18 protein-coding genes are annotated in these 19,139 nt (G+C 50.0%); 12 read left to right on the plus strand and 6 right to left on the minus strand.

What is annotated here, in order from left to right; translation table 11 throughout:
* On the minus strand, positions 1 to 442 hold a 442-nt coding region (locus FD09_RS14070; protein WP_157053845.1), incomplete at its 3' end, for a helix-turn-helix domain-containing protein.
* Positions 443 to 624: 182 nt separating this feature from the next.
* Positions 625 to 1,455 carry a helix-turn-helix transcriptional regulator gene (locus tag FD09_RS14075; RefSeq protein WP_057822334.1) on the minus strand — a complete coding sequence of 277 codons (831 nt, stop codon included), beginning with the start codon at positions 1,453 to 1,455 and terminating at the stop codon, positions 625 to 627.
* 194 nt (positions 1,456 to 1,649) lie between these two features.
* Between FD09_RS14075 and FD09_RS14080 the strand changes: the two genes are divergently transcribed.
* Positions 1,650 to 3,380, plus strand: a complete 1,731-nt coding sequence (locus FD09_RS14080) for a pyruvate oxidase (RefSeq protein ID WP_057822335.1) — start codon at positions 1,650 to 1,652, stop codon at positions 3,378 to 3,380.
* A gap of 79 nt (positions 3,381 to 3,459) precedes the next feature.
* Here FD09_RS14080 and FD09_RS16415 read toward each other — a convergent pair whose 3' ends face one another.
* The gene (locus tag FD09_RS16415) at positions 3,460 to 3,624 is read right to left on the minus strand and encodes a hypothetical protein (RefSeq protein ID WP_157053846.1); all 165 of its coding nucleotides are present in this window, start codon (positions 3,622 to 3,624) and stop codon (positions 3,460 to 3,462) included.
* 88 nt (positions 3,625 to 3,712) lie between these two features.
* Complete coding sequence (locus FD09_RS14085; protein ID WP_057822336.1) at positions 3,713 to 5,296, minus strand: ATP-binding cassette domain-containing protein; 1,584 nt, start codon at positions 5,294 to 5,296, stop codon at positions 3,713 to 3,715.
* A gap of 68 nt (positions 5,297 to 5,364) precedes the next feature.
* Here FD09_RS14085 and FD09_RS14090 point away from each other — a divergent pair, with 68 nt between their 5' ends.
* The 5 genes from FD09_RS14090 (at position 5,365) to FD09_RS14110 (ending at position 12,965) form a co-directional block, all read left to right on the plus strand.
* A complete protein-coding gene (locus FD09_RS14090) occupies positions 5,365 to 6,297 on the plus strand; it encodes a hypothetical protein (protein ID WP_157053847.1) in 933 nt (310 codons plus the stop codon).
* A 64-nt stretch (positions 6,298 to 6,361) separates the two neighbouring features.
* A complete protein-coding gene (locus tag FD09_RS14095; RefSeq protein ID WP_268873298.1) occupies positions 6,362 to 7,504 on the plus strand; it encodes an MFS transporter in 1,143 nt (380 codons plus the stop codon).
* Between the two features lie 235 nt (positions 7,505 to 7,739).
* A complete protein-coding gene (locus FD09_RS14100; protein WP_057822338.1) occupies positions 7,740 to 8,999 on the plus strand; it encodes a methionine gamma-lyase family protein in 1,260 nt (419 codons plus the stop codon).
* A gap of 127 nt (positions 9,000 to 9,126) precedes the next feature.
* On the plus strand, positions 9,127 to 11,199 hold the full coding sequence (locus tag FD09_RS14105) for an Orn/Lys/Arg family decarboxylase (RefSeq protein ID WP_057822339.1): 2,073 nt from the start codon (positions 9,127 to 9,129) through the stop codon (positions 11,197 to 11,199).
* 350 nt (positions 11,200 to 11,549) lie between these two features.
* Positions 11,550 to 12,965, plus strand: coding sequence for an APC family permease (locus FD09_RS14110; RefSeq protein WP_420806866.1), 1,416 nt, complete (start codon positions 11,550 to 11,552; stop codon positions 12,963 to 12,965).
* A gap of 100 nt (positions 12,966 to 13,065) precedes the next feature.
* Here the strand turns inward: FD09_RS14110 and FD09_RS16420 are convergent, their stop codons facing one another.
* Complete coding sequence (locus FD09_RS16420; RefSeq protein ID WP_157053848.1) at positions 13,066 to 13,206, minus strand: hypothetical protein; 141 nt, start codon at positions 13,204 to 13,206, stop codon at positions 13,066 to 13,068.
* A 22-nt stretch (positions 13,207 to 13,228) separates the two neighbouring features.
* The gene (locus FD09_RS14115; RefSeq protein ID WP_057822341.1) at positions 13,229 to 13,615 is read right to left on the minus strand and encodes an iron-sulfur cluster biosynthesis family protein; all 387 of its coding nucleotides are present in this window, start codon (positions 13,613 to 13,615) and stop codon (positions 13,229 to 13,231) included.
* Positions 13,616 to 14,219: 604 nt separating this feature from the next.
* Here FD09_RS14115 and agaB point away from each other — a divergent pair.
* The 6 genes from agaB to FD09_RS14145 all read left to right on the plus strand — a co-directional run bounded on the left by agaB (position 14,220) and on the right by FD09_RS14145 (position 19,139).
* Positions 14,220 to 14,714: a PTS galactosamine transporter subunit IIB gene (gene agaB, locus FD09_RS14120; protein ID WP_057822342.1), complete on the plus strand. Its 495-nt coding sequence runs from the start codon at positions 14,220 to 14,222 to the stop codon at positions 14,712 to 14,714.
* A gap of 57 nt (positions 14,715 to 14,771) precedes the next feature.
* Complete coding sequence (gene agaC / locus FD09_RS14125; RefSeq protein ID WP_057822343.1) at positions 14,772 to 15,593, plus strand: PTS galactosamine transporter subunit IIC; 822 nt, start codon at positions 14,772 to 14,774, stop codon at positions 15,591 to 15,593.
* Positions 15,583 to 16,413: a PTS galactosamine transporter subunit IID gene (gene agaD / locus FD09_RS14130; protein ID WP_057822344.1), complete on the plus strand. Its 831-nt coding sequence runs from the start codon at positions 15,583 to 15,585 to the stop codon at positions 16,411 to 16,413. Before agaC ends, agaD begins: the two co-directional genes overlap by 11 nt.
* A 22-nt stretch (positions 16,414 to 16,435) precedes the next feature.
* Positions 16,436 to 16,867: a PTS sugar transporter subunit IIA gene (locus FD09_RS14135; RefSeq protein ID WP_057822345.1), complete on the plus strand. Its 432-nt coding sequence runs from the start codon at positions 16,436 to 16,438 to the stop codon at positions 16,865 to 16,867.
* 84 nt (positions 16,868 to 16,951) lie between these two features.
* Positions 16,952 to 17,446 (plus strand): hypothetical protein, encoded by a 495-nt coding sequence (locus FD09_RS14140; protein ID WP_057822346.1) that lies wholly within the window; start codon positions 16,952 to 16,954, stop codon positions 17,444 to 17,446.
* 559 nt (positions 17,447 to 18,005) lie between these two features.
* Complete coding sequence (locus FD09_RS14145; RefSeq protein ID WP_157053849.1) at positions 18,006 to 19,139, plus strand: glycosyl hydrolase; 1,134 nt, start codon at positions 18,006 to 18,008, stop codon at positions 19,137 to 19,139.

A 19,139-nucleotide genomic window follows, 5' to 3' on the forward strand; every position in this document is an offset into this window, starting at 1 on the left:
CAGCCATTTTGATCTTGGTGAAGTGGTGCGTGGTCTTCAGTGGTCGATCCAACTGGAGAAATCTCCCCGCCACTTTGGCTCGATCGGTCGTAAAGCTTTGCTTGGCGTCCCGCTTACTGTGAAACTTGGGCTTGTGGGCATCCGGCATGTTGGGATTAAAGAAGTTTTGCCAGGCTTGGTGCAGACGATGAATCGCAGTCTGCAGCACCCGCGCAGACAATCGGCGCTGCCAGCGCGCTTTGTTTTCCACCAGTTCATCACGGACTTTGCGTTCGCTGGGCCGCAGCTTCTTGTCGTCCAGAAGTCGGGATGCATCATACATATCCTGCCAAGTTTCTAAACCACGATTCCAGCAGAAACGGTTATAATCCATTAACTCAGTGATGACAGTCTTCATTTCCGCATTGGGGTAGATGCGAAGCTTGTGGGTTTTGATGGGCATTCGATTCACCTCCTCATAATTCAAGGATACCGGATCGAATGTACGTTTGTCTCCTCCTGTGCTCAACCATTTTTTGCCTCTTCCAGGAGCCGGCACCGGATCCACGCAAACAATGTTAATGATCGTATTTGATCATTGATGATGATACTTGACCACAAAATCGGTAATCATTCCCAACCTCCTTAGTCAAAATCGGCAAAGACGGCTTCACCGAATAATTCGTTAAACAACTGCGAGCGCTTCGTGGCCGCCTCCGCTTCGTCCTGCTTGCCCAAGCGCTGGGCAATTTTAGCCAATAAATAGTAGTCATTAGCCAACATGTAGTGGGAATTATGACTGGTGGTGAAATGAATTCCCTGGGCCAAGACTTTGGCACTGGTAGTATCTTGTTTCACGTGGAAATAGAGCAATGCTGCGAGATAATAGACGATGTTCAAGTTTTCCGTGTACCGGGCGGCATCAATTCCGCCTAACGCCCGGTCGATATTATCTTGCACCGTGGGGGATACTTGTTGATTCTTCAAGGTCTTGATGTAGGCGGCACTGATGGTGGCCAGCCGCGTGAGGGTGGTCAATGTCTTGGTATGGGCGGCATTGGCCAGACACAGCTGCAGATTTTGCAGGGCAGCATCCCAGTTGTTAGCGCCTTGGAACTCGGCCACCGCTAAATAATAGTAGTAAGCTTGGGTTTCTGCACCGTCTGCAATACTGTCAATCACTGCGTCAGTATTCAAAAACGTCAACAATTTCCGATACTGGTGGGTATTGCACAGCGTCTCCACCTGCTGGTTAAAGTCTTTCTGTTGGCCAATGGCAAAGTTTTGGGCCAGTGCAACTGTTTCCAAAGTAATCCCCAGCCGTTGACACAGGGCAATCACCAGCGTCACGTTAGGCGTATACTTGTTACTTTCAATGGCTGAAAGCATGGCCTGGGAACAAATACCAGCTGCCGCCTCCGCTTGCGAAAGGCCGGCATCTTTGCGGGCTTGTTTCAGCACGGCACCAATTGTCATCGATTAAACACCTCTTTATACCATTCTAACCTTTTTGTTGCATCCGCAACGTTAAAAAGCAAAAAGTCATAGGCAAAAACGGTTTGACAACCGTCTAATGAAAGAACTACCGTGGGTTGCAGACAATACATTATGGCACAACTCATTTAGGATTGGGCCAGTCAGAGACGGTATTGTTAAAAAGGAGTCTTCATATGGCCAATAAATCTTCTGAAGAATTAGTCCAGGTGTTGATTGATTGGGGAGTCAAAAACATCTATGGTCTGCCGGGTGATTCCATCGATACGACGGTCAGTGCTCTGCAGGAAAAACAGGATCAAATCAAGTTTATTCAGGTGCGGCACGAAGAAGTCGGGGCCTTGGCGGCAGCGGCTGAGGCCAAGCTGACAGGCAAACTAGGAGTATGTTTGTCCATCGGTGGACCCGGCGCGATTCATATGTTGAATGGCTTGTACGATGCCAAGATGGACCATGCACCGGTGCTGGCGTTGCTGGGACAAGTCACCACTAACGATCTTAACGAGGGTTATTTCCAGGAAATCAACACACCCAAGTTGTTCGATGATGTGGCTGTCTTCAACAGGACGATCACGTCGCCAGATAATTTAGCAGAAGTCTTGGATGAGGCCATCCGCAGTGCCTACGAACATCGCGGTGTGGCGGTGTTGACCATTCCAGATAACTTGCCGGATGAGAAGGCGGCACCGTATCAGTCATCTGCTAAGTCATTTCATTTGAATGCCCCTGCGGTGACGGATGAACAGTTGCAACAGGCGGCGGATTTGATTAGGGCGTCTGCAAAGCCCATTGCCTTGGTGGGCGTCGGTGCGCGCAATGCCGGCCCAGCTGTCACTAAGTTTTTGGAGACGAATCATATTCCATTTATTTCCAGTATGCCGGCCAAGGGCATCATTGGCGATGCCCACCCGAATTCCTTGGGCAATGTGGGTAAACTGGGGACCAAGCCGGCTTACGAAGCCATGAAGAGTGCGGATTTGTTACTGTTATTCGGCACCAATTATCCATACAAACCTTATCTGCCTAAACCAGGGACAGCGAAATGTATTCAAATTGATCTGAATCCAGAAAATATTAGTCGTCGCTATCCAGTGGACGTGGCGATTCAAAGTGATCTAGGGCTCGTGATCACGGCGCTGAATAAGCAAGGTGAATTACGTCAGGATAAGCGCTTCTTATCCGCTTGTCAAAAGAGCATGGCCAATTGGAATCAGTGGATGACTGCTAAAACACAAATCGATGATACGCCGATTGCGCCGGAAGCATTGGCCAGTGCTATCGATAAAACGGCCCCAGATGATTTGATTTATTCCATTGATGTGGGTACATCAACCACTTGGGGGGCCCGATTTATCCATGCCAAACCGACCCAGCGGTATGTGATTTCAGCGTGGTTAGGCACCATGGGCTGCGGCCTGCCTGGGGCCATTGCTGCCCAACAGGCCTATCCAGATCGCCGCGCGTTGACCATGTGCGGGGACGGCGCCTTCGCCATGGTCATGCAGGACTTCGTCACAGCGGTCAAGTATCATTTGCCAATCATCTGCGTGGTCTTGAATAATCAGAAGTTGGCCTTTATCGAATATGAACAACAGGCCGCTGGTCAATTGAATTACGAGATTAACTTGGCAGATATTGATTTTGCCAAGTTCGCAGAATCCTGCGGCGGGGTCGGCTATAATGTGAAGAACATTACCGAATTCAAGAAGGCCTTGGCAGCAGCCTATCAAGAAAAGGATAAGCCGGTTTTGATCAACGCCTATGTGCGTGATGATGCTCCGCTGCCGGGTAAGATTGTCGGTGACGAAGCCAAAGGGTACATGAAATATGGTGAAGAGTATCTGACTTCTTATTGGAAAATTCCGGAATTACCGCCATTGAAAGATATTATGCGGCAGTTCTTCTAAAGTTTAGACGGCAATAAAAATACGTCGCAATCGTTATTTAGCAACGGTTGCGGCGCATTTTTGTCTCTCGCGGAACACTTTACCGACTAAAGACTAAACGCCAAAAACGGACAAATCGCTCTTCGTCGTGGCGGACTGTTTGCAGCATGCGGCCGCCATACATTGCCCAGCCGCCGTCACTGAAATAGACCAAGGCCATTGAGACGAGGGCCATCATCACGATGGCAATCATTGCCCACCACATAACAACCATCCTCTCCATGATTGCGATCCAGCAGTGTCCAACTTTTCACGACTACAGTATACCGCCAAATGTAAGCGAATGCATACAATTAATGCTCGAGAATCAGTTGTTGATCTTGGAGATGGTAAGTCTGGAAGTGAAATTCTTGAATGAGGGCGGGATCTAGGTGATGAGCGCTTTCGACAATGGTTTGGGGCAGGCGATAAAGCAGTCCGCGCACGGCATGGGCATTTTTATCGTCCAACCCCGCCGTGATTTCATCCAGTAACAACACCGGCCGGCGACGCAATAGGGCACGGGCGATGACCAGCCGCTGTTTTTGGCCGCCGGATAAATCATTGGCATCGGGATGAAGAATGCGACTGAGCGGATCAGGTCCCAACTCAGTGAGCAGTCCCACTTCCTGTAAGCTGGCCAATAATTCTTTATCTGAATAATGTGCCGTTAAGGTGAGATTGTCCCGAACGGTGCCAGTGAACAGCCAGGGCTCCTGGGGCACATAGGTGACATCGGTGGATTGTACCGGGGTGTCGGCTAAATCAACTTTGCCGGTGGTGGGCTGCTGCCAGCCGGCTAACAAATTCAGGCAGGAGGTCTTACCCACACCAGAGGGACCTGTCAACAAGACTTTGCTGCCGTAAGGAATGGTCACTGTGGTTGGGCGCAGAATTTGGTGATCGCCAAAGGCCAAGCTGGCTTGGTGCAATGCCAGTGCCGGGGCAGTCGGAGTTTTGGCGGCTGTTTGGGAGAAGGGGATGGGCGCCGCTTGGAGCTTGCGCAAATCCTTCGTGCTGGCCAAATCTCCCCAGACAGCCATCACTTGGCGAATGCTGCCGACGACGTGATCGGCACTCAATGTCAGTGTCAGTAAAATACTGATGGAGACGCCGAAGCCGCCATGCTGCATGAGATAAAAGCCGATTGCCCACGGTCCCATCATGGCAGCGATTACCAACAACCAGCTGCCGTACTGAACAGTCCACTGGAAAATGTTTTGTTTTTGCAGGCGGCGTTCACTATTAGTTAAAGCACCCGTGACCCGGGCAAAGAAGGACTGCTCGGTGCGGTACTGATTAATCTCCCGCCGCCCCGCCAGCCAATCATTGGCGGTTTGCACAGTCCGGTCATTGGCCTGACTCCAGTCTTTGCCCAATTTGCCGATTTTCTTTTGCGCAAACACCATTGGAATCATGGTCAGCGCTGAGAAGGCGATGGCGATGGTGCCCATTAATAAGTGGACAGATAGGACAAAGGTCGTGGCCAAAACCGCCCCGCAAATCGCTGTGAGCAAAGTCGCCAGTGCACTGAAATAATTGGTTTCGATCTTGGCGGCATCATTGGTTAAGTGGTTCAGGCCGTGACTGGTCGCTTCTCCCTGCTGGAAACTGACCGTGAGCATACTTTGTTTCAACGCGATATTCAGGTGCTTGATGGCGACCACGGTCAAGATCTGGCAGAGATACAGAAAAGTGTATGTGAACAGATATAGGGTACTGGACGTGAGCAGATAACGAATCAATTTGGCGCTGCTGGCGCCGACTAAACTGGGAAACTGTCCCAGGACGACCCCATTGATAATTCCTTCTAAACTGCCGCAAATTGCCGTGATAATTAATGCGGCAATCAACCATAGGGGCAAATGCCGTAATACCCAGCGAAAATTGATGGTCATAATTTATCACTCCTTCATTTTCCCTAGCATAGCGGCTATAATGCAGGAAAAAGGGGTAGGTGACAAAAATGGCACATGAACTGGGACCAGTAGTGAAAACAATTCGGTTGGCTGAGGAAACGACCCAGGTCAAGCTGTATCAAGGTCTGTTGAGCCGGCGACAGGCCATTCGTTTCGAGAGCGGCGAGACGGATATTAAAGCGGAGAGTTTTTTGACGGTGTTAGAACGTTTGGATATGTCCTACGACGAGTTTCTGTATCGGTGGCGCAAACAGACTGGGCAGACCAAGACAGTGACCCGACAAGCGGATATTTTGAACACTGTTCGAGAAAAGCTGGCCGCCTGGACGGACGCAGACATGACGCCAGGAGAAGTACGGGCGATCCAAGCCTTTGCGTTGCACCGGTCTTTTTTTACCGTGAGCGAGATTGAAACATTGATGACTATCCAAGTACGCCTGCCGGCGGATGCCCGGAACCGCATCAACGATAAACTAGCCCGCGTGTTGGCAGAGATGGCGGACATGCCAGCAGTGAAGCGCCTACGGTATCGCTTGTTCAGTAATCAGGCAATTATGCAGTTACTGGACGGCAATGCCCAGGAGGGAAAGAAGTACCTCGACCAGGCGCAACAATTTGCGTCTGAGCGTGATGCGGATCGCTTATTTTATCTGGAAAACACCATGCTGATTATCGCGTTAACCGCCGATTCCATCACCCAGGCCTACCGGGCGACGGAGCCTTTTATCCAACACTTGCGCGGGTTGGGTCTCCCGGTTGAGGCGGACGCCTGGGTGGACAATCGCCGCCATGCCTTGGCTTCAGCGGGAAAGCATCCGGTTTGGACCCCTGGGGAGCTGGGGGCCGTGGCGCGGCTTTTTGAAGTCGTCCCGTGGCAGTTCAAGCAGGATCAAGCCGCCTACTTGCGCGAGTTTCCAGGCTTAACGGACGCATTAGCGCAGGGCGAGAAACCATTGCGGGCTTACCGCGATGTCTATTAGTCCGTTGCGGAATCCGGTATAATGAGCGGATACGTTTTCATTTAATTTTGGGAGTGAAAGAAAAGTGTATTCGTTATTACTGGTTATTATTTATATCGCCTTTATCAGTTTGGGCCTGCCGGATTCGTTGATTGGCGCCGGCTGGCCGGTGATGCACACGGCGTTACACGTGCCGATTGCCGCTGCCGGGATGATCACGATGTTGATTGCCATGGGAACGATTGTCTCCAGCATTCTGTCGGATCGGTTGACCCACCGATTTGGGGCGGGTTTAGTGACCGCTGTCAGTGTATTGACCACAGCCATCGCGTTGTTGGGCTTTTCACTGTCTCAACAGTTCTATATGCTGTGCTTATGGGCGATTCCTTACGGCATGGGTGCTGGCGCGGTGGATGCCGCGTTGAATAATTACGTGGCGCTGCACTATGCCGCTCGGCACATGAGCTGGCTGCACAGCTTCTGGGGCGTGGGCGCCGCCGTTAGTCCATATATTATGGGCTTTGCGTTGAGCAGCGGCCGCGGATGGACTGGCGGCTACTGCATTGACGGCTTGTTGCAGATTGGGTTAGCGGCGGTTTTACTTTTGACGCTGCCCCTGTGGCGACGAGCTAGTCAGCAATTACCAGCCGCAGAAAAAGAGGCCCCCAGCGCGCCGCTGCACTTACCGCAAATCTGGCGGATACCGGGCGTCCCTTTCGTTTTGGCGGCGTTTTTCGCGTATAGTGCCGTCGAGCAGACCACGGGAATTTGGGCCAGCAGTTATTTGGTGCAGGTACGGCAGGTGCCGGTGGATACCGCGGCGAATTTTGCCTCGTTCTTTTATCTAGGTATTACCGGCGGGCGATTTCTATCCGGCTTCGTGGCGGACCGCTTTGGCGACCGGGCGTTGATCCGGGGCGGCACAATTCTAGCGCTGGCCGGCATTGGTCTGGTGGCTCTGCCCGGCCGCCGCACTCGCCGGATTGATCATTACCGGGTTGGGTTGTGCCCCGATATTTCCCGCCATCATTCACGCCACGCCGACGAACTTTGGCGCCAGCCGCTCCCAAGCGGTAATTGGCGTACAGATGGCCGCGGCCTACCTGGGGACCGTATTTATGCCCCCATTATTTGGCTGGTTAGCCAGCCGTCTAGGGATGGGGTTATTCCCATTTTATTTGGTCGTTTTTGCCATCGTGATGTTGTTTGTGACGGAACGACTGAATAGAGTGATTGATCAAGTAGGCTGAAATATGGTCCCATTTTTAATCATGTTCCACGTGAAACCGGCTTTCTATCTGGTGTTACAGCCTGCTTTCCATTATACTTAGCGTCAAGGAGGGTAAGACGTTATATGGTCCTGGCGGAATTGTGTCCAAGCGTCCCCTGAATAGTTGTTTCAGGGGTTTTTTTCATGCCAGCGAGTGGCTCAAAATCGAAACTGGGAAGTATGACGGCGAATAATGCAAAGTTGGGAAAATGAGTTTGATCCAAAACTGGTCGAATTGATGCACCAAGCGGACAAGAAGATTGCCCCGCGGTTGGCCGAAATTGATGACCAGATCCTGCAAAACCAAGCCAAGGTATTGCAGGCGTTCCAAGAACACCACGTGGCAGAGAGTCACTTGTCCGGGTCCACTGGCTACGGCCATAACGACGAAGGCCGGGATGTGCTGGAGGCTATTTACGCCGATGTGTTAGGCGGCGAAGATGCTCTGGTGCGGCCGCAGTTTGTGTCTGGCACCCATGCCATTGGTGTAAGCTTGCTTGGGTTGGTCCGTCCTGGTGACGAGATTCTTTATATTACCGGCGAACCTTATGATACCCTGCAAGAAGTCCTGGGCATGGCCGGCAACGGCATCGGCAGTCCTAAGGAATATGGAATTGGTGCCGATTATGTCCCGTTGAAAAAAGACGGCAGCGTGGATATTCCGGCTGTTCAAAAGCGGCTGCGGGATAACACGAAAGTTGTGGCCATCCAACGGTCTCGCGGTTATGCCACGCGGGATTCCTTCACGGTGGCCCAGATCAAAGACATGATCGCCGCCGTCCGGGCGGTAAAGCCAGATGTGTGGATTTTCGTGGATAACGCCTATGGTGAATTCTCCGAAACCCAAGAACCACTGGATGTTGGTGCTGACTTAATGGCCGGTTCGCTGTTCAAGAATGCCGGCGGCGGTATGGCTAAGACTGGTGGCTATATTGTCGGTCAAAAAGACCTGGTCGAACGGGTCAGCTATCGCTTGACGGTACCCGGTCTGGGTGGTGACGAAGGGGCCACGGTCGGGATGCTGTCCGACATGTTCCAAGGCTTCTTTATTGCCCCGTCCGTGACTGGCAATGCCATCAAGGGTGTCATCTTCGAAGCCGCTTTGTTTGAAAGCCTGGGACTGGATGTTCACCCGAAGTGGGATGCTCCGCGGACGGATTTGATCCAAACCGTCAACTTTGGCAACCCCAAGGACATGGTGAAGTTTGCAGAAGCCATTCAGGCCAGCTCACCGGTAGATTCCTTCGTCACACCGATCGCGGAACACATGGCCGGCTACGAAGACGAAGTGATCATGGCCGGCGGCACCTTCGTCTCTGGCTCCACCATTGAGTTCTCTGGTGACGGTCCCATTCGACCACCATATACGATTTACATGCAAGGCGGCTTAACGTACGCCCACGTAAAAATTGCCACGATGCAAGCGGCCCAGAAAGTATTTTTCAGTCACTAAGCACCACGCGAGCAGAGTGTTTTTCTGCTTGGGGTAACAAGCGTAGACAAAAGAGATAATTTAGGCAATGCGGAGCAATCGCCGCCAAATTAATTCTTTCGCACGCTAATTTGGGAGGTTTTATTTGATGTTTTTAAAAATTGGCACAACGCCGCAGTTAGCGCAAACCCTGCACAGCTTACCGCTAACTGATATTGCCCAGACACCATTGGCCGGGATTAGTGCAGCGGTCATCGAGGCCACTGACACCACCAATATCAAAAAATTGGCAGAGAGTCCCTTGCCCATCCCTGTCTTTATCCTCGGACAACAGGCGCCGCCAGCCCTCCCACTGGTCACCCTGATTACAGAAATCACCCCAGCAGTCCGCAGCCAAATCACGGCGGCGGCACAAAAGTATGAACAACGGGAAATTCCGCCTTACGTGGCCGATCTACTCAAGTTTGCCCAGGCAGACCCGACGACCTTTGCGACGCCGGGACACCATGCCGGTCATTACGATGAACTGGCCCCGGCCGGCTACCTGCTGAAACAAGCGTATGGTCAGGAATTCTTCAGCAGTGACACTTCTGATGTCGTGACTGCCCTGGGGGATATGCTGACTCACGGCGGTACACCGCTGAAGGCTGAACAAGCAGCAGCCAAGCTTTGGCACGCAGACAAGACGTATTTTGTCACCAATGGGACCACCGGTTCGAACAATGTGGTGGCCAGTGCCATCCTCCAACCAGGTGATTTGGTGCTCTTTGATCGCAACAACCACAAGTCTGTTTACAATGGCGCCTTAGTCATGAATGGGGCGATCCCGGTTTATCTAGATACTCTGCGCAGTGACCTAGGCTTGATTGGACCAGTAGACCTGAAGGACAGTACGGAAGAAAAGTTGCGTAATTATTTGCGGACTTTTGCGCCGAAAAAAGCCAATCCAGAGCGGCCTTTTCGATTAGCCGCCATGGAACTGGAAACCTTCGATGGACTCGTGCCGGATGTTAAAATGCTGCTTCACCGGTTTGGCAAATTGGTGGACTACATGCTGTTTGACGCGGCCTGGGGTGGTTATGAACCGTTCATCCCGGCGATGAAACCGATGGACCCGTTGCAACTGGACCTGGGACCAAATGATCCCGGTATCATTGTGACCCAGTCCGTTCATAAACAGCAGTCCGGTTTTGCTCAGACGTCGCAGATCCATAAAAAGGATCACCATATCAAGGGTCAGCCGCGCTACGTCAGCCATGCCCAGTTTAACCATGCCTATTTGAAGCACGTCACCACCAGCTATTCTTACCCTCTTTATGCCTCGCTGGCGGCGAATGTGGCGTTAAATCAAGGCGCGGTGGGCCGCAAAATTTGGCAGCAAGCTCTGGCGGACTCCTTGGCTTTTCGCCGAGCGTTGAACGACACCCAACTGTTCCGGGCTTACAACAGTCCCGATTTGGTTACCATGGAAACAAAGACGGCGTATTCCGATCCGGCTGCCTGGCAGCTGGATCCCCAAGCTCAGTGGCATGGTATTCCTGATCTATTGCCTGGTCAGGCCTATTTAGATCCCGGCAAAGTGACGGTGATTTTACCCCACACTCACGCGCTTGGTGTGTCTGGCTGGGTAGTGGACCGGTATTTGCTGGATCACAATATTGTGCCCGAAAAAGCCGATCCTAATTCACTGCTATTCCTGGTGACTCCTGGTTCCCGGATGACCGATTGGCGCCGGTTGTTGGAAGTCTTGAAGCAGTTTGAAGCGGACTACAACAACGACAAAACAGTCGCGCAAACATTGCCGAAATTAGTGGCTGAAACCGGCGATCGTTATGCTCACACGACATTGCGTGAACTGTGCCAGCAATTATCCGATTTTTTCCAAGATCAACAACTGGTAATTAAACAGCGTTGGCTGTTTCAAAATAGTAACAGTCGTAATCAGGTGATGACAGCTGCTGAAGCAGATGCGAAGTTTGCAATGGGTCATTATGACATGGTGCCGCTAATTCAAAGTGCCGGACAGGTGGCTGTAGAGGGCGCTTTACCGTACCCACCAGGAATTTTTGTGGTGGTGCCAGGAGAAACTTGGACTTTACCGGCTATTGATTATTTCCGTATCCTATTTGCTGGTATCGCCCGCTTCCCCGGATTCACGCCTGAAATCCAGGGTGTCTTCTCCGACGAAGACGGCGACGCCATGGTGCATGTGGCGAAATAACGAGGTTATCACGCTAGCGCCGTGTCAAAGCTGCGCAATCTCCGGTGTCAGGGGGCTGCGACGCGCAGCTAGTGCGTAGCCGCAGGCGTAGCAAGTGGTGACGGCGCTTTGAGCCCGCTGAGGAACGCGGTCTCAAAGTCGCCTAACAGCATATAAACTTGGCCAGGACCGGGCCAAGTTTATCACTGTTCCCACCACTGAGCCCCCTGCCACCTCCGATTGCTCCGCATTGGCACTGGATCTGTCATGATTCACAGCTTATGCACTCATACTACTTGATCTAAAACAACTGAATATAATAATGGAGGATTTCTATTGTGCAGGAAGAATTAACCCCGAACCGTAAATATATGAGCTGGCCAGTCCTGAGCCTGCTGGTCTTTATCACGGTCATCGGTTTCGAAAACATCTTTTACCCGTTCCAAAACCAAGGCTTATCCGTTGTCATCAACTGGATTATCTTGCTTGTCATCTACATCGTCCCCTACGCATTAATTTCGGCGCAACTCGGGACGACCTTTACTCGGGAAGACGAAGGCGGCGGCTTGGCCACCTGGATGCGCCGGACTTTGGGCGACACCTGGGGTTACTGGACCAGTTGGATTTACTGGGCGCAGACCTTGCCTTACTTGGTGGATGTCTCTAACTCTGTCATTGTCGCCTTATCCTGGATGATCTTAGGCGATAACACCTTGGGCAAGCGGATGACGAATTTGACGTTTGGCTTGCTGACCTTTGTCATTATTTTGGTCTTTATTGTCCTTGAGAATCTCTTCTCCCGGTCTCTGGAAGTCATGTCGCTGATTGGCGGGGCGGCCATGTTCCTAATGGCGGTCTTATTCGTGCTCTTGACAGCAGCCGGCCTGGCGAAGGGTGTGCATTCTGCGACCACCTTCACATGGGCAGCCTTTAAGCCGCATTTCTCCATGCATTACTTCGCCACTACTGGGTTGTTGATCTTCGCCACTTCCGGGGCGGAGTTGGGCGCGACCTATGTGGCTCAATTGCGCAACCCGAAAAAAGAATTCCCCAAAGCGATGTGGGCATTGGCCATCATGACCGGATTTTTGGTGATTTTTGGTTCCCTGGCCTTAGGGGTTTGGTTTAATGCCAACCACTTACCCGATGATCTGAAGATGAATGGCGCCTACTATGCTTTCTCAATGCTTGGGCAAGCCTGGGGGTTGGGTAAGATTCTGATGTATATGTTTGCAGCGACCCAGCTGTTATTCATGCTGGCGCAGTTAGCCGTCCTGATCGATGCCTCCAGTCGGGTGTTGTCAGCCGATACCGCGGTGCGCTTTATGCCGAAATGGCTCCTCCAGAAAAACAAGCAAGGCAGGCCAATTCACAGCTATATATTCACCGCTGGCCTGTGTCTGTTTCTATTGTTATTGTCAGGCACATTGCCCAATATCAATGCTATCTTTAACTGGCTGTTGAACCTGAACGGAATTGTATCCCCGTACAAGACGGCGCTGGTCTTCGTCGCCTTCCTCGCTTTGCGGGCCCAGGCAGAGAAATTCACTTCTGGATATACCTTTCTGAAGAGTAAAGCCGCCGCTTATCTGGTGGGTGGCTGGTGCTTCGTCTTCACGTTTGTGTGTGCCACTTTGGGCTTCTTGCCCCAAGAAGTGGTCTTTGGCACTAATGGGTGGACCCATCAACTGGTGATGAACATCATTTCCGTCATCGTCCTCTTTGGGTTCGGCTTCATCATGCCGATGCTGGCGCGCCGGGATTTGAAGGAAGAAAAATTAGGCTAAACAAAAAGACCCACGGTTGACGTGAGTCTTAAAGCTGGAGAGATCATCGTTTGTGATGGTCTCTTTTTTGTATGGAAAGAACTGTCGATCATTGGTGAGGTTAACGATATTTACCCTGCGCATTGTCCTGACGAATCCGCTCAATATTGCGCTTTGCCTTTTCGTCAGAGACCTCGGTCCATTTGTCCGGCCGATTGGCGCCTAGCAATGTACTGAAGAACTTCGCAATTGCCTGCCACATGATCATCCCATCCTTTTCTTGATTAACGGGCTGGGTTCTCCTTGATACCGTTAGGATCAGTGAAATCAATGAAGCCGACATTGGTGTCGATGTCGCCAGAATCGCCCGATAGCACCATGGTGTCGTATTGCGGGTGGAAACGAATCACCAAATGGTCATCCATGCCATCCATGCCGTAAGCCTTGACGTAAACTTTCCCTAAGTTGGAATCAATCGTCGCATCATAGGTATCCAGTGAAGCATCTGGGCCAATGATGTTAATTGTGAACTGGGTCTGCATATGAATCATGGCGTGTTGAGAATAAGGTCCCACACCATCTTCGAAAGTTAATAACAGCCGATCACCGTCTTTCCAGCGATCTTGAATCCGTTTGGTGACAGTTTCGTCAAATTTTACATCTTGTGTCATTGTAAAAGTCCCCCTTAAGAATTGCCGCACCGCGGACATCCGCGGTAGCTACAATCAAATCCGTTGACTCTTCTCTAAGCGTCTACAGTATACGACGAACTGCGCAGAGAGTGGTGGAAAGACGCTTGGGAAAATTGTGTCAAATTGAGCAAGCCACTTTCTTTTCATCAGCAGTCACGTCATTTCTTTCATTCAGGAAAATTCTCTTTCATTTCGACAAACGGTTTCATACCGAGGAATGGCGCGAACAACTGAAAGATATTTGGTTATTAAGAAGACAATTTATTCAGTCTCGATTCGTTATTTTTATTGGAGTGGTCTATACCGATTAAATATTCACATGTTATCCGCACCGTACACCGCGTTATCGGATAGCAAAATAAAGCCCCAAAAACGCCATAAAAAGGCAGATCAAAAGGGTGGTCATGGAAAAAAGATGTCAAAAAATAAGTGCTTTGTGTTGACACCTGATACCGGTTGCAATAGAATTGGGTCGTGAATCAGAAAGGCTCAACAAACAACATTTATGAACATGCTGTTTGTGCGTACTATCACCTAATGCGTGTTTCTGGTGAACAAAAGATACCATATGGGAGGTGAAATAATGGCTGCAAATATCGTATTTACACGGATTGATAACCGGTTGGTGCACGGCCAAGTGGGTGTAACTTGGACCAAGGCAGTGAACGCCAATCTATTGCTGGTAGCGAATGATGAAGCTGCAAGCGATCCGTTGATGCAGAAATTGATGTCCACAACGGCAGAATCTTCTGGCGCAGGCATCCGTTTCTTCACTTTGCAACACACGATCGACATTATCAGTAAGGCTGCTGATCGTCAGCACATCTTTATCGTGGTAAAGACACCGCAAGATTGTGAGAAGTTGATTGCCGGTGGCGTACCCATCAAAACGGTGAATGTCGGGAACATGCACTTTGCTCAAGGCAAGACGGAAATCACAAAGAAGGTTTACGTCGATGCGGATGACAAGAAGGCATTGCTGGACATCGCCCATAAGGGTGTCGACATCTATATCCAGGATTATCCTGGTGAGAAGAAGACCACGGTGGATGACGCATTGTTGAGTAAAGTTCAATAATTCGTGACCGCTTGGTTGTTTGTTTTTGTTGTTTTTGGTTAGGGAGGCCTTTGTAAAATGGAAGTCACATTTATACAAGGCGCGCTCATTGCCATTTGGGCGATGATCTCTGGGCTTGATGCATGGTTGCAGGCGTTCTTTATTTTCCGCCCAATCATTGTATGTACGATTACCGGGTTAATTCTTGGTGATTTGCAGCTTGGGGTCATCGCTGGTGGTTTAACAGAGCTTGCCTTTGCGGGCTTGACTCCGGCCGGTGGTACTCAACCACCGAATACTGTTTTGACAGGTATCATGACCGTCGTCATTGCCTACTCGAACAAGATCGCTCCGGCGACAGCCATTGGGTTGTCATTGCCGTTCGCGATGTTAATGCAATATATCCTATTGTTCTACTATTCATCTTTCTCTCTGTTCCTGCCGCGGTTCGACAAGTACGCTGCTGAAGGAAATGCTAAAGCGTTTAAGCGACTCAACTATATTCCGTTGACCATCGTGACGTTATCCTTTGGGATCGTCGCCTTCCTGAGTGCTTATGCGGCGCAAGGACCCATGCACACATTGGTCACTTCAATGCCGCATTGGTTGACCCACGGATTCGAATTAGCCGGTGGTATTCTGCCAGCCGTTGGGTTCGCGATGTTACTCAAGGTAATGCTGAAGCAACAATATTTCCCTTATCTGTTGTTAGGTTTCGTCATGGCCAGCATGATTCCATTCTCCAACGTTTTGCCAGTCGCATTAGTTGGTGCGGTCTTTGCCATGATTGAATTCTATCGCACTCGGGAAAATGATAAGTTGGCAGCACAAATTAAGGAACTTAAGTCTTCTGGTAATGTGAATAATAACGGAGGAGGCGGCATGGACGATGGCATCTGACGATACAACTCAACAAACCCCTAACAAGGGTGAACGCAAGAGCATTTTCACCAATCATGAAATCTCAATGCTAGGTATCCGTTCTAACCTTGTCCAGGCTTCATTCTCTTACGAACGGATGCATTCACCTGGTTGGACTTGGGCCCAACTGCCTTATTGGCAAAAGATTTACAAAGATGACCCCAAAGGTTTGAAACGGGTCATGACCGACAACATGGAATTTATCAACAGTTCGCCCCCGTTGTACCCGATTCTGATGGGCTTGCTGCTGACGATGGAAGAAGATCATGTTGATCCGCAAACCATCAAAGGTTTAAAGAATGCCTTGTTCGGCCCCATGGCCGGGATTGGTGATGCCATCTTCTGGTTCACCATCATGCCTATTGTCGGTGGTATTTCTGCTTCTATCGCGAAGAATGGTAACGTCTTAGGACCAATCATATTCTTCCTGGTTTACCTGTTCCTGTTCTGGTCTCGTGCACCATTAGCCCACTTAGGGTATAACCTTGGGGCCCGGGCGATTGATGTCATTGAGGATAACTCCAAGATTATTTCGCACGTGGCTTCTATTCTGGGCTTGACTGTAATTGGTTCATTGATTGCCTCTTATGTAAAGATGCAATTAACGATCAAGATCGGTGCCGGGAATGCAACCATTAACTTACAGAAGCAATTACTCGATAAAATCTTCCCGAACATCTTACCATTCGCTTTCGTCTTCTTACTGTACTGGTTGTTGAAGAAGAATGTGAATCCGATTTGGCTGATTGTGGTGACCTTTGTCCTCGCAATTGCCATGTCGGCAATTGGTTGGATGTAGTCACACGAAGGGGGGTTCTACCGTGAGTTCTGTCCAAGTTATCGTCAGCGGTCATGGTACGTTTGCCTCAGGTATGGAGGGAGCTTTGAAGCTCCTGGCCAAGGCACCGGATAACTGGTCCTTTATCAACTTTGCGGAAGGCATGAGCGATAAACAGCTGGCTGCGAAGTTCGATGAGGTACTGGGCGATAAATCTCAACAGGTTGTTTTCTTTACCGATTTAGCTGGTGGCACACCATACAAAGTGGCGGCCACACTCGCCTACCAACACAGTAACTTCCAAGTGGTGGCGGGTTGTAATCTTGGGTCATTGTTGGAGACAATTTTTAGCGACTCTGATAATGCCAAAGAATATGCCGAAAAGTTGGTGACGGTCTCTAAACAAGGGACACAGCTTTTCGAAACCGAAACGCCGAAGAATACACAACCGGCTGATGATGCCGATGGTATTTAGTATCTGATGTATACTGAGAGGGCATAGGGTGCTGCTGAGCATTCTATGTCCTCTATTTTTAGTAAGTAAGGAACGGTGAATGAAATGACAATTTGGGTCCCCATTGTGGTATTGGCGACAATTGCATTGGGTTTAATTCTCAAGCTGCACCAAGACCGCAAGTACTTCTACGCGAAGACATTCTTTGTCCGGGCGGATAACAATAATTTGATCGTTAAAATGAACCTGGGTGGTCATTACCTCATCAACAACACAGTGGTCGCCCAAAACCCGAAGGCACCGGCTCACTTTGCAGTGGAAGAGGGCACCTATACCTATACCTCCGAAAAGATTACGTTGGCGCCTGAAAAAAGGATCACCGCCGACTTTGCGGATGCCCAAGGATTGGTTATGAATGATATCAAAAATACTCATGTTAGCGATACAAGTACGCCAGCCACAGAACTCACAGTGACGCCTGGCCGCCAGCTCACATGGCGCAATAAACCGCTGCAAGCGATGAAACAGGGCAAGTTGGTCAGCTTGAAGGACTATCAAGCGATTGTGGACAAAAAACAGAGGCCATCCGAGGCAAAATAAGTGCGCTTGCAATGAAGCTGTTGTATGATGAACTCGGTTGACATATATCAAACCTTATTGGCTCCGGAATCCCAATTGGCTGGGATTCCGGAGCTTTTTTGCAGATAATGAGGGACTCGTTTATGACGCTGGTACATAGCGGACAAATTTGATAGGCGTTTCGATCGAAAACGCACATATTATGCACACACGAAAAAACACATTTGAACACGAAAACGCACAAAAAAGAAAATACCCAAGCAATCTCTGATTCGATGCACCGGCGTGATGTGATTCAGGAACGCGCTACTTCGAATTCCGGTCTTTAATCATTTGTTCTACTTTGCCGCGAACCGGTAATTGATGTGTTTAAGAAAAACAAACGGTATATGTTAAGCGTTTATTCAAAAAGAGCGATGAGTGCTGTCTCGTCACATCCATTAAATTTTTTATAATGTACTGGTCTATATTTTGCACAGTGAATATTCTCACTGCTTTTTTGATAACGCTATGTTATAGTAAGTGCTAGTATATTCAAGCGGCATTATATAGAAGACGAACATTTGGGAGAGGAAAAATCATGCGGAAAGGTGCCACAGTGGCCGTAATCGGAGCCACGGTCTTATTAGCGGCGTGTCAGTCGGGACACACACACACATCGTCCCGGTCAGCCGTTCAGTTACCACGGACGGCCTACTCCGCCAATCAGCGCGATCAATCACTGGCGGCTGCCCGCACCCGGTTAATTGCCTTTCTTCAACAGCAATTAGTTCGCCCTGATGGTGTGTACACGAACTACTTAGATACCAACCGCAACGCAGCCACCGCCAGCGGCCATGAATATTTGAGCGAATCAGCAGGCTTGTGGTTGTTACATTTGGCGTACACGAGACAATTTGACGCGTTCAGACGCTTCTATCAACAGATAAAAGATACGCTGTGGCAGGGCAGACAATTTGCCTACCGGTATAATCCGGCCAACCATCAACGCTTTCCAGTGAATGCCACCGTGGATGATCTGCGGATCTTACAAGCAGTGGGACAAGCGGCCATCCAGACCAAATCGGATCAATGGCACCACGAGTATCAATGGATTGCCAAAAAGGTGCGCGATCAATCTATTGCAGCTGATCGTCCGGTCGACTTTGTGGATGCCAAGACCGGCAAAAGGGCTAAAACTATCACGTTATGTTATCTGGACTTGACCACGTTACGGGCAATTGGTGGACAGGCGCTTTATCGTAGTCAGCTGGATCGGATTCAAAGCGGTCAGTTGCAAAGTAGGTTGCCTTTATTTGCCACCCGGTATGATTATTCGGCTAAAAAGTATACTGGCACAAGTCAAATTAATAGTGTGGAATCTTTGTTAACGGCGGTCCATTTGGCGTCGGTGAATAAAGTGCCGCCAAAAACAGTGCAGTGGGTGAAAAAGCAGGTCGCTGCGGGCACTTTAGCGAATCGCTATGACGGGACCAGCGGCGCACCGCTAACTTTCGATCAATCAGCGGGCGGGTATGCGCTGGCAGCGCAACTGGGGATTTTGATCCATGATTCGGATTTAGCAAAACAAGCTTTGCACCGAGCCTTGGCGTTCCAGATCCAGAAACCTGATACACCGTTGAATGGTGCTTTAGGAGACTTGGCCAGTCAGCAAGTGTACTCGTTTGATAACTTAGAAACATTGGTTGCTTTGGACATGTACTTAGGAAAGTAG

It is taken from the genome of Schleiferilactobacillus perolens DSM 12744 (assembly GCF_001435585.1).
In the GTDB taxonomy this organism is placed as follows: domain Bacteria; phylum Bacillota; class Bacilli; order Lactobacillales; family Lactobacillaceae; genus Schleiferilactobacillus; species Schleiferilactobacillus perolens.

Excerpts from the sequence above, each read along its gene's own strand:
- FD09_RS14100 (WP_057822338.1), top strand. The coding sequence starts at position 7,740 with ATGCAAAGTTGGGAAAATGAGTTTGATCCAAAACTGGTCGAATTGATG.
- FD09_RS14075 (WP_057822334.1), bottom strand. The coding sequence starts at position 1,455 with ATGACAATTGGTGCCGTGCTGAAACAAGCCCGCAAAGATGCCGGCCTT.
- FD09_RS14090 (WP_157053847.1), top strand. The coding sequence starts at position 5,365 with ATGGCACATGAACTGGGACCAGTAGTGAAAACAATTCGGTTGGCTGAG.
- FD09_RS14110 (WP_420806866.1), top strand. The coding sequence starts at position 11,550 with ATGAGCTGGCCAGTCCTGAGCCTGCTGGTCTTTATCACGGTCATCGGT.
- FD09_RS16415 (WP_157053846.1), bottom strand. The coding sequence starts at position 3,624 with ATGTGGTGGGCAATGATTGCCATCGTGATGATGGCCCTCGTCTCAATG.
- FD09_RS14115 (WP_057822341.1), bottom strand. The coding sequence starts at position 13,615 with ATGACACAAGATGTAAAATTTGACGAAACTGTCACCAAACGGATTCAA.
- FD09_RS14105 (WP_057822339.1), top strand. The coding sequence starts at position 9,127 with ATGTTTTTAAAAATTGGCACAACGCCGCAGTTAGCGCAAACCCTGCAC.
- FD09_RS16420 (WP_157053848.1), bottom strand. The coding sequence starts at position 13,206 with ATGTGGCAGGCAATTGCGAAGTTCTTCAGTACATTGCTAGGCGCCAAT.
- FD09_RS14145 (WP_157053849.1), top strand. The coding sequence starts at position 18,006 with ATGCGGAAAGGTGCCACAGTGGCCGTAATCGGAGCCACGGTCTTATTA.
- FD09_RS14080 (WP_057822335.1), top strand. The coding sequence starts at position 1,650 with ATGGCCAATAAATCTTCTGAAGAATTAGTCCAGGTGTTGATTGATTGG.
- agaD (WP_057822344.1), top strand. The coding sequence starts at position 15,583 with ATGGCATCTGACGATACAACTCAACAAACCCCTAACAAGGGTGAACGC.
- agaB (WP_057822342.1), top strand. The coding sequence starts at position 14,220 with ATGGCTGCAAATATCGTATTTACACGGATTGATAACCGGTTGGTGCAC.
- FD09_RS14085 (WP_057822336.1), bottom strand. The coding sequence starts at position 5,296 with ATGACCATCAATTTTCGCTGGGTATTACGGCATTTGCCCCTATGGTTG.
- FD09_RS14140 (WP_057822346.1), top strand. The coding sequence starts at position 16,952 with ATGACAATTTGGGTCCCCATTGTGGTATTGGCGACAATTGCATTGGGT.
- agaC (WP_057822343.1), top strand. The coding sequence starts at position 14,772 with ATGGAAGTCACATTTATACAAGGCGCGCTCATTGCCATTTGGGCGATG.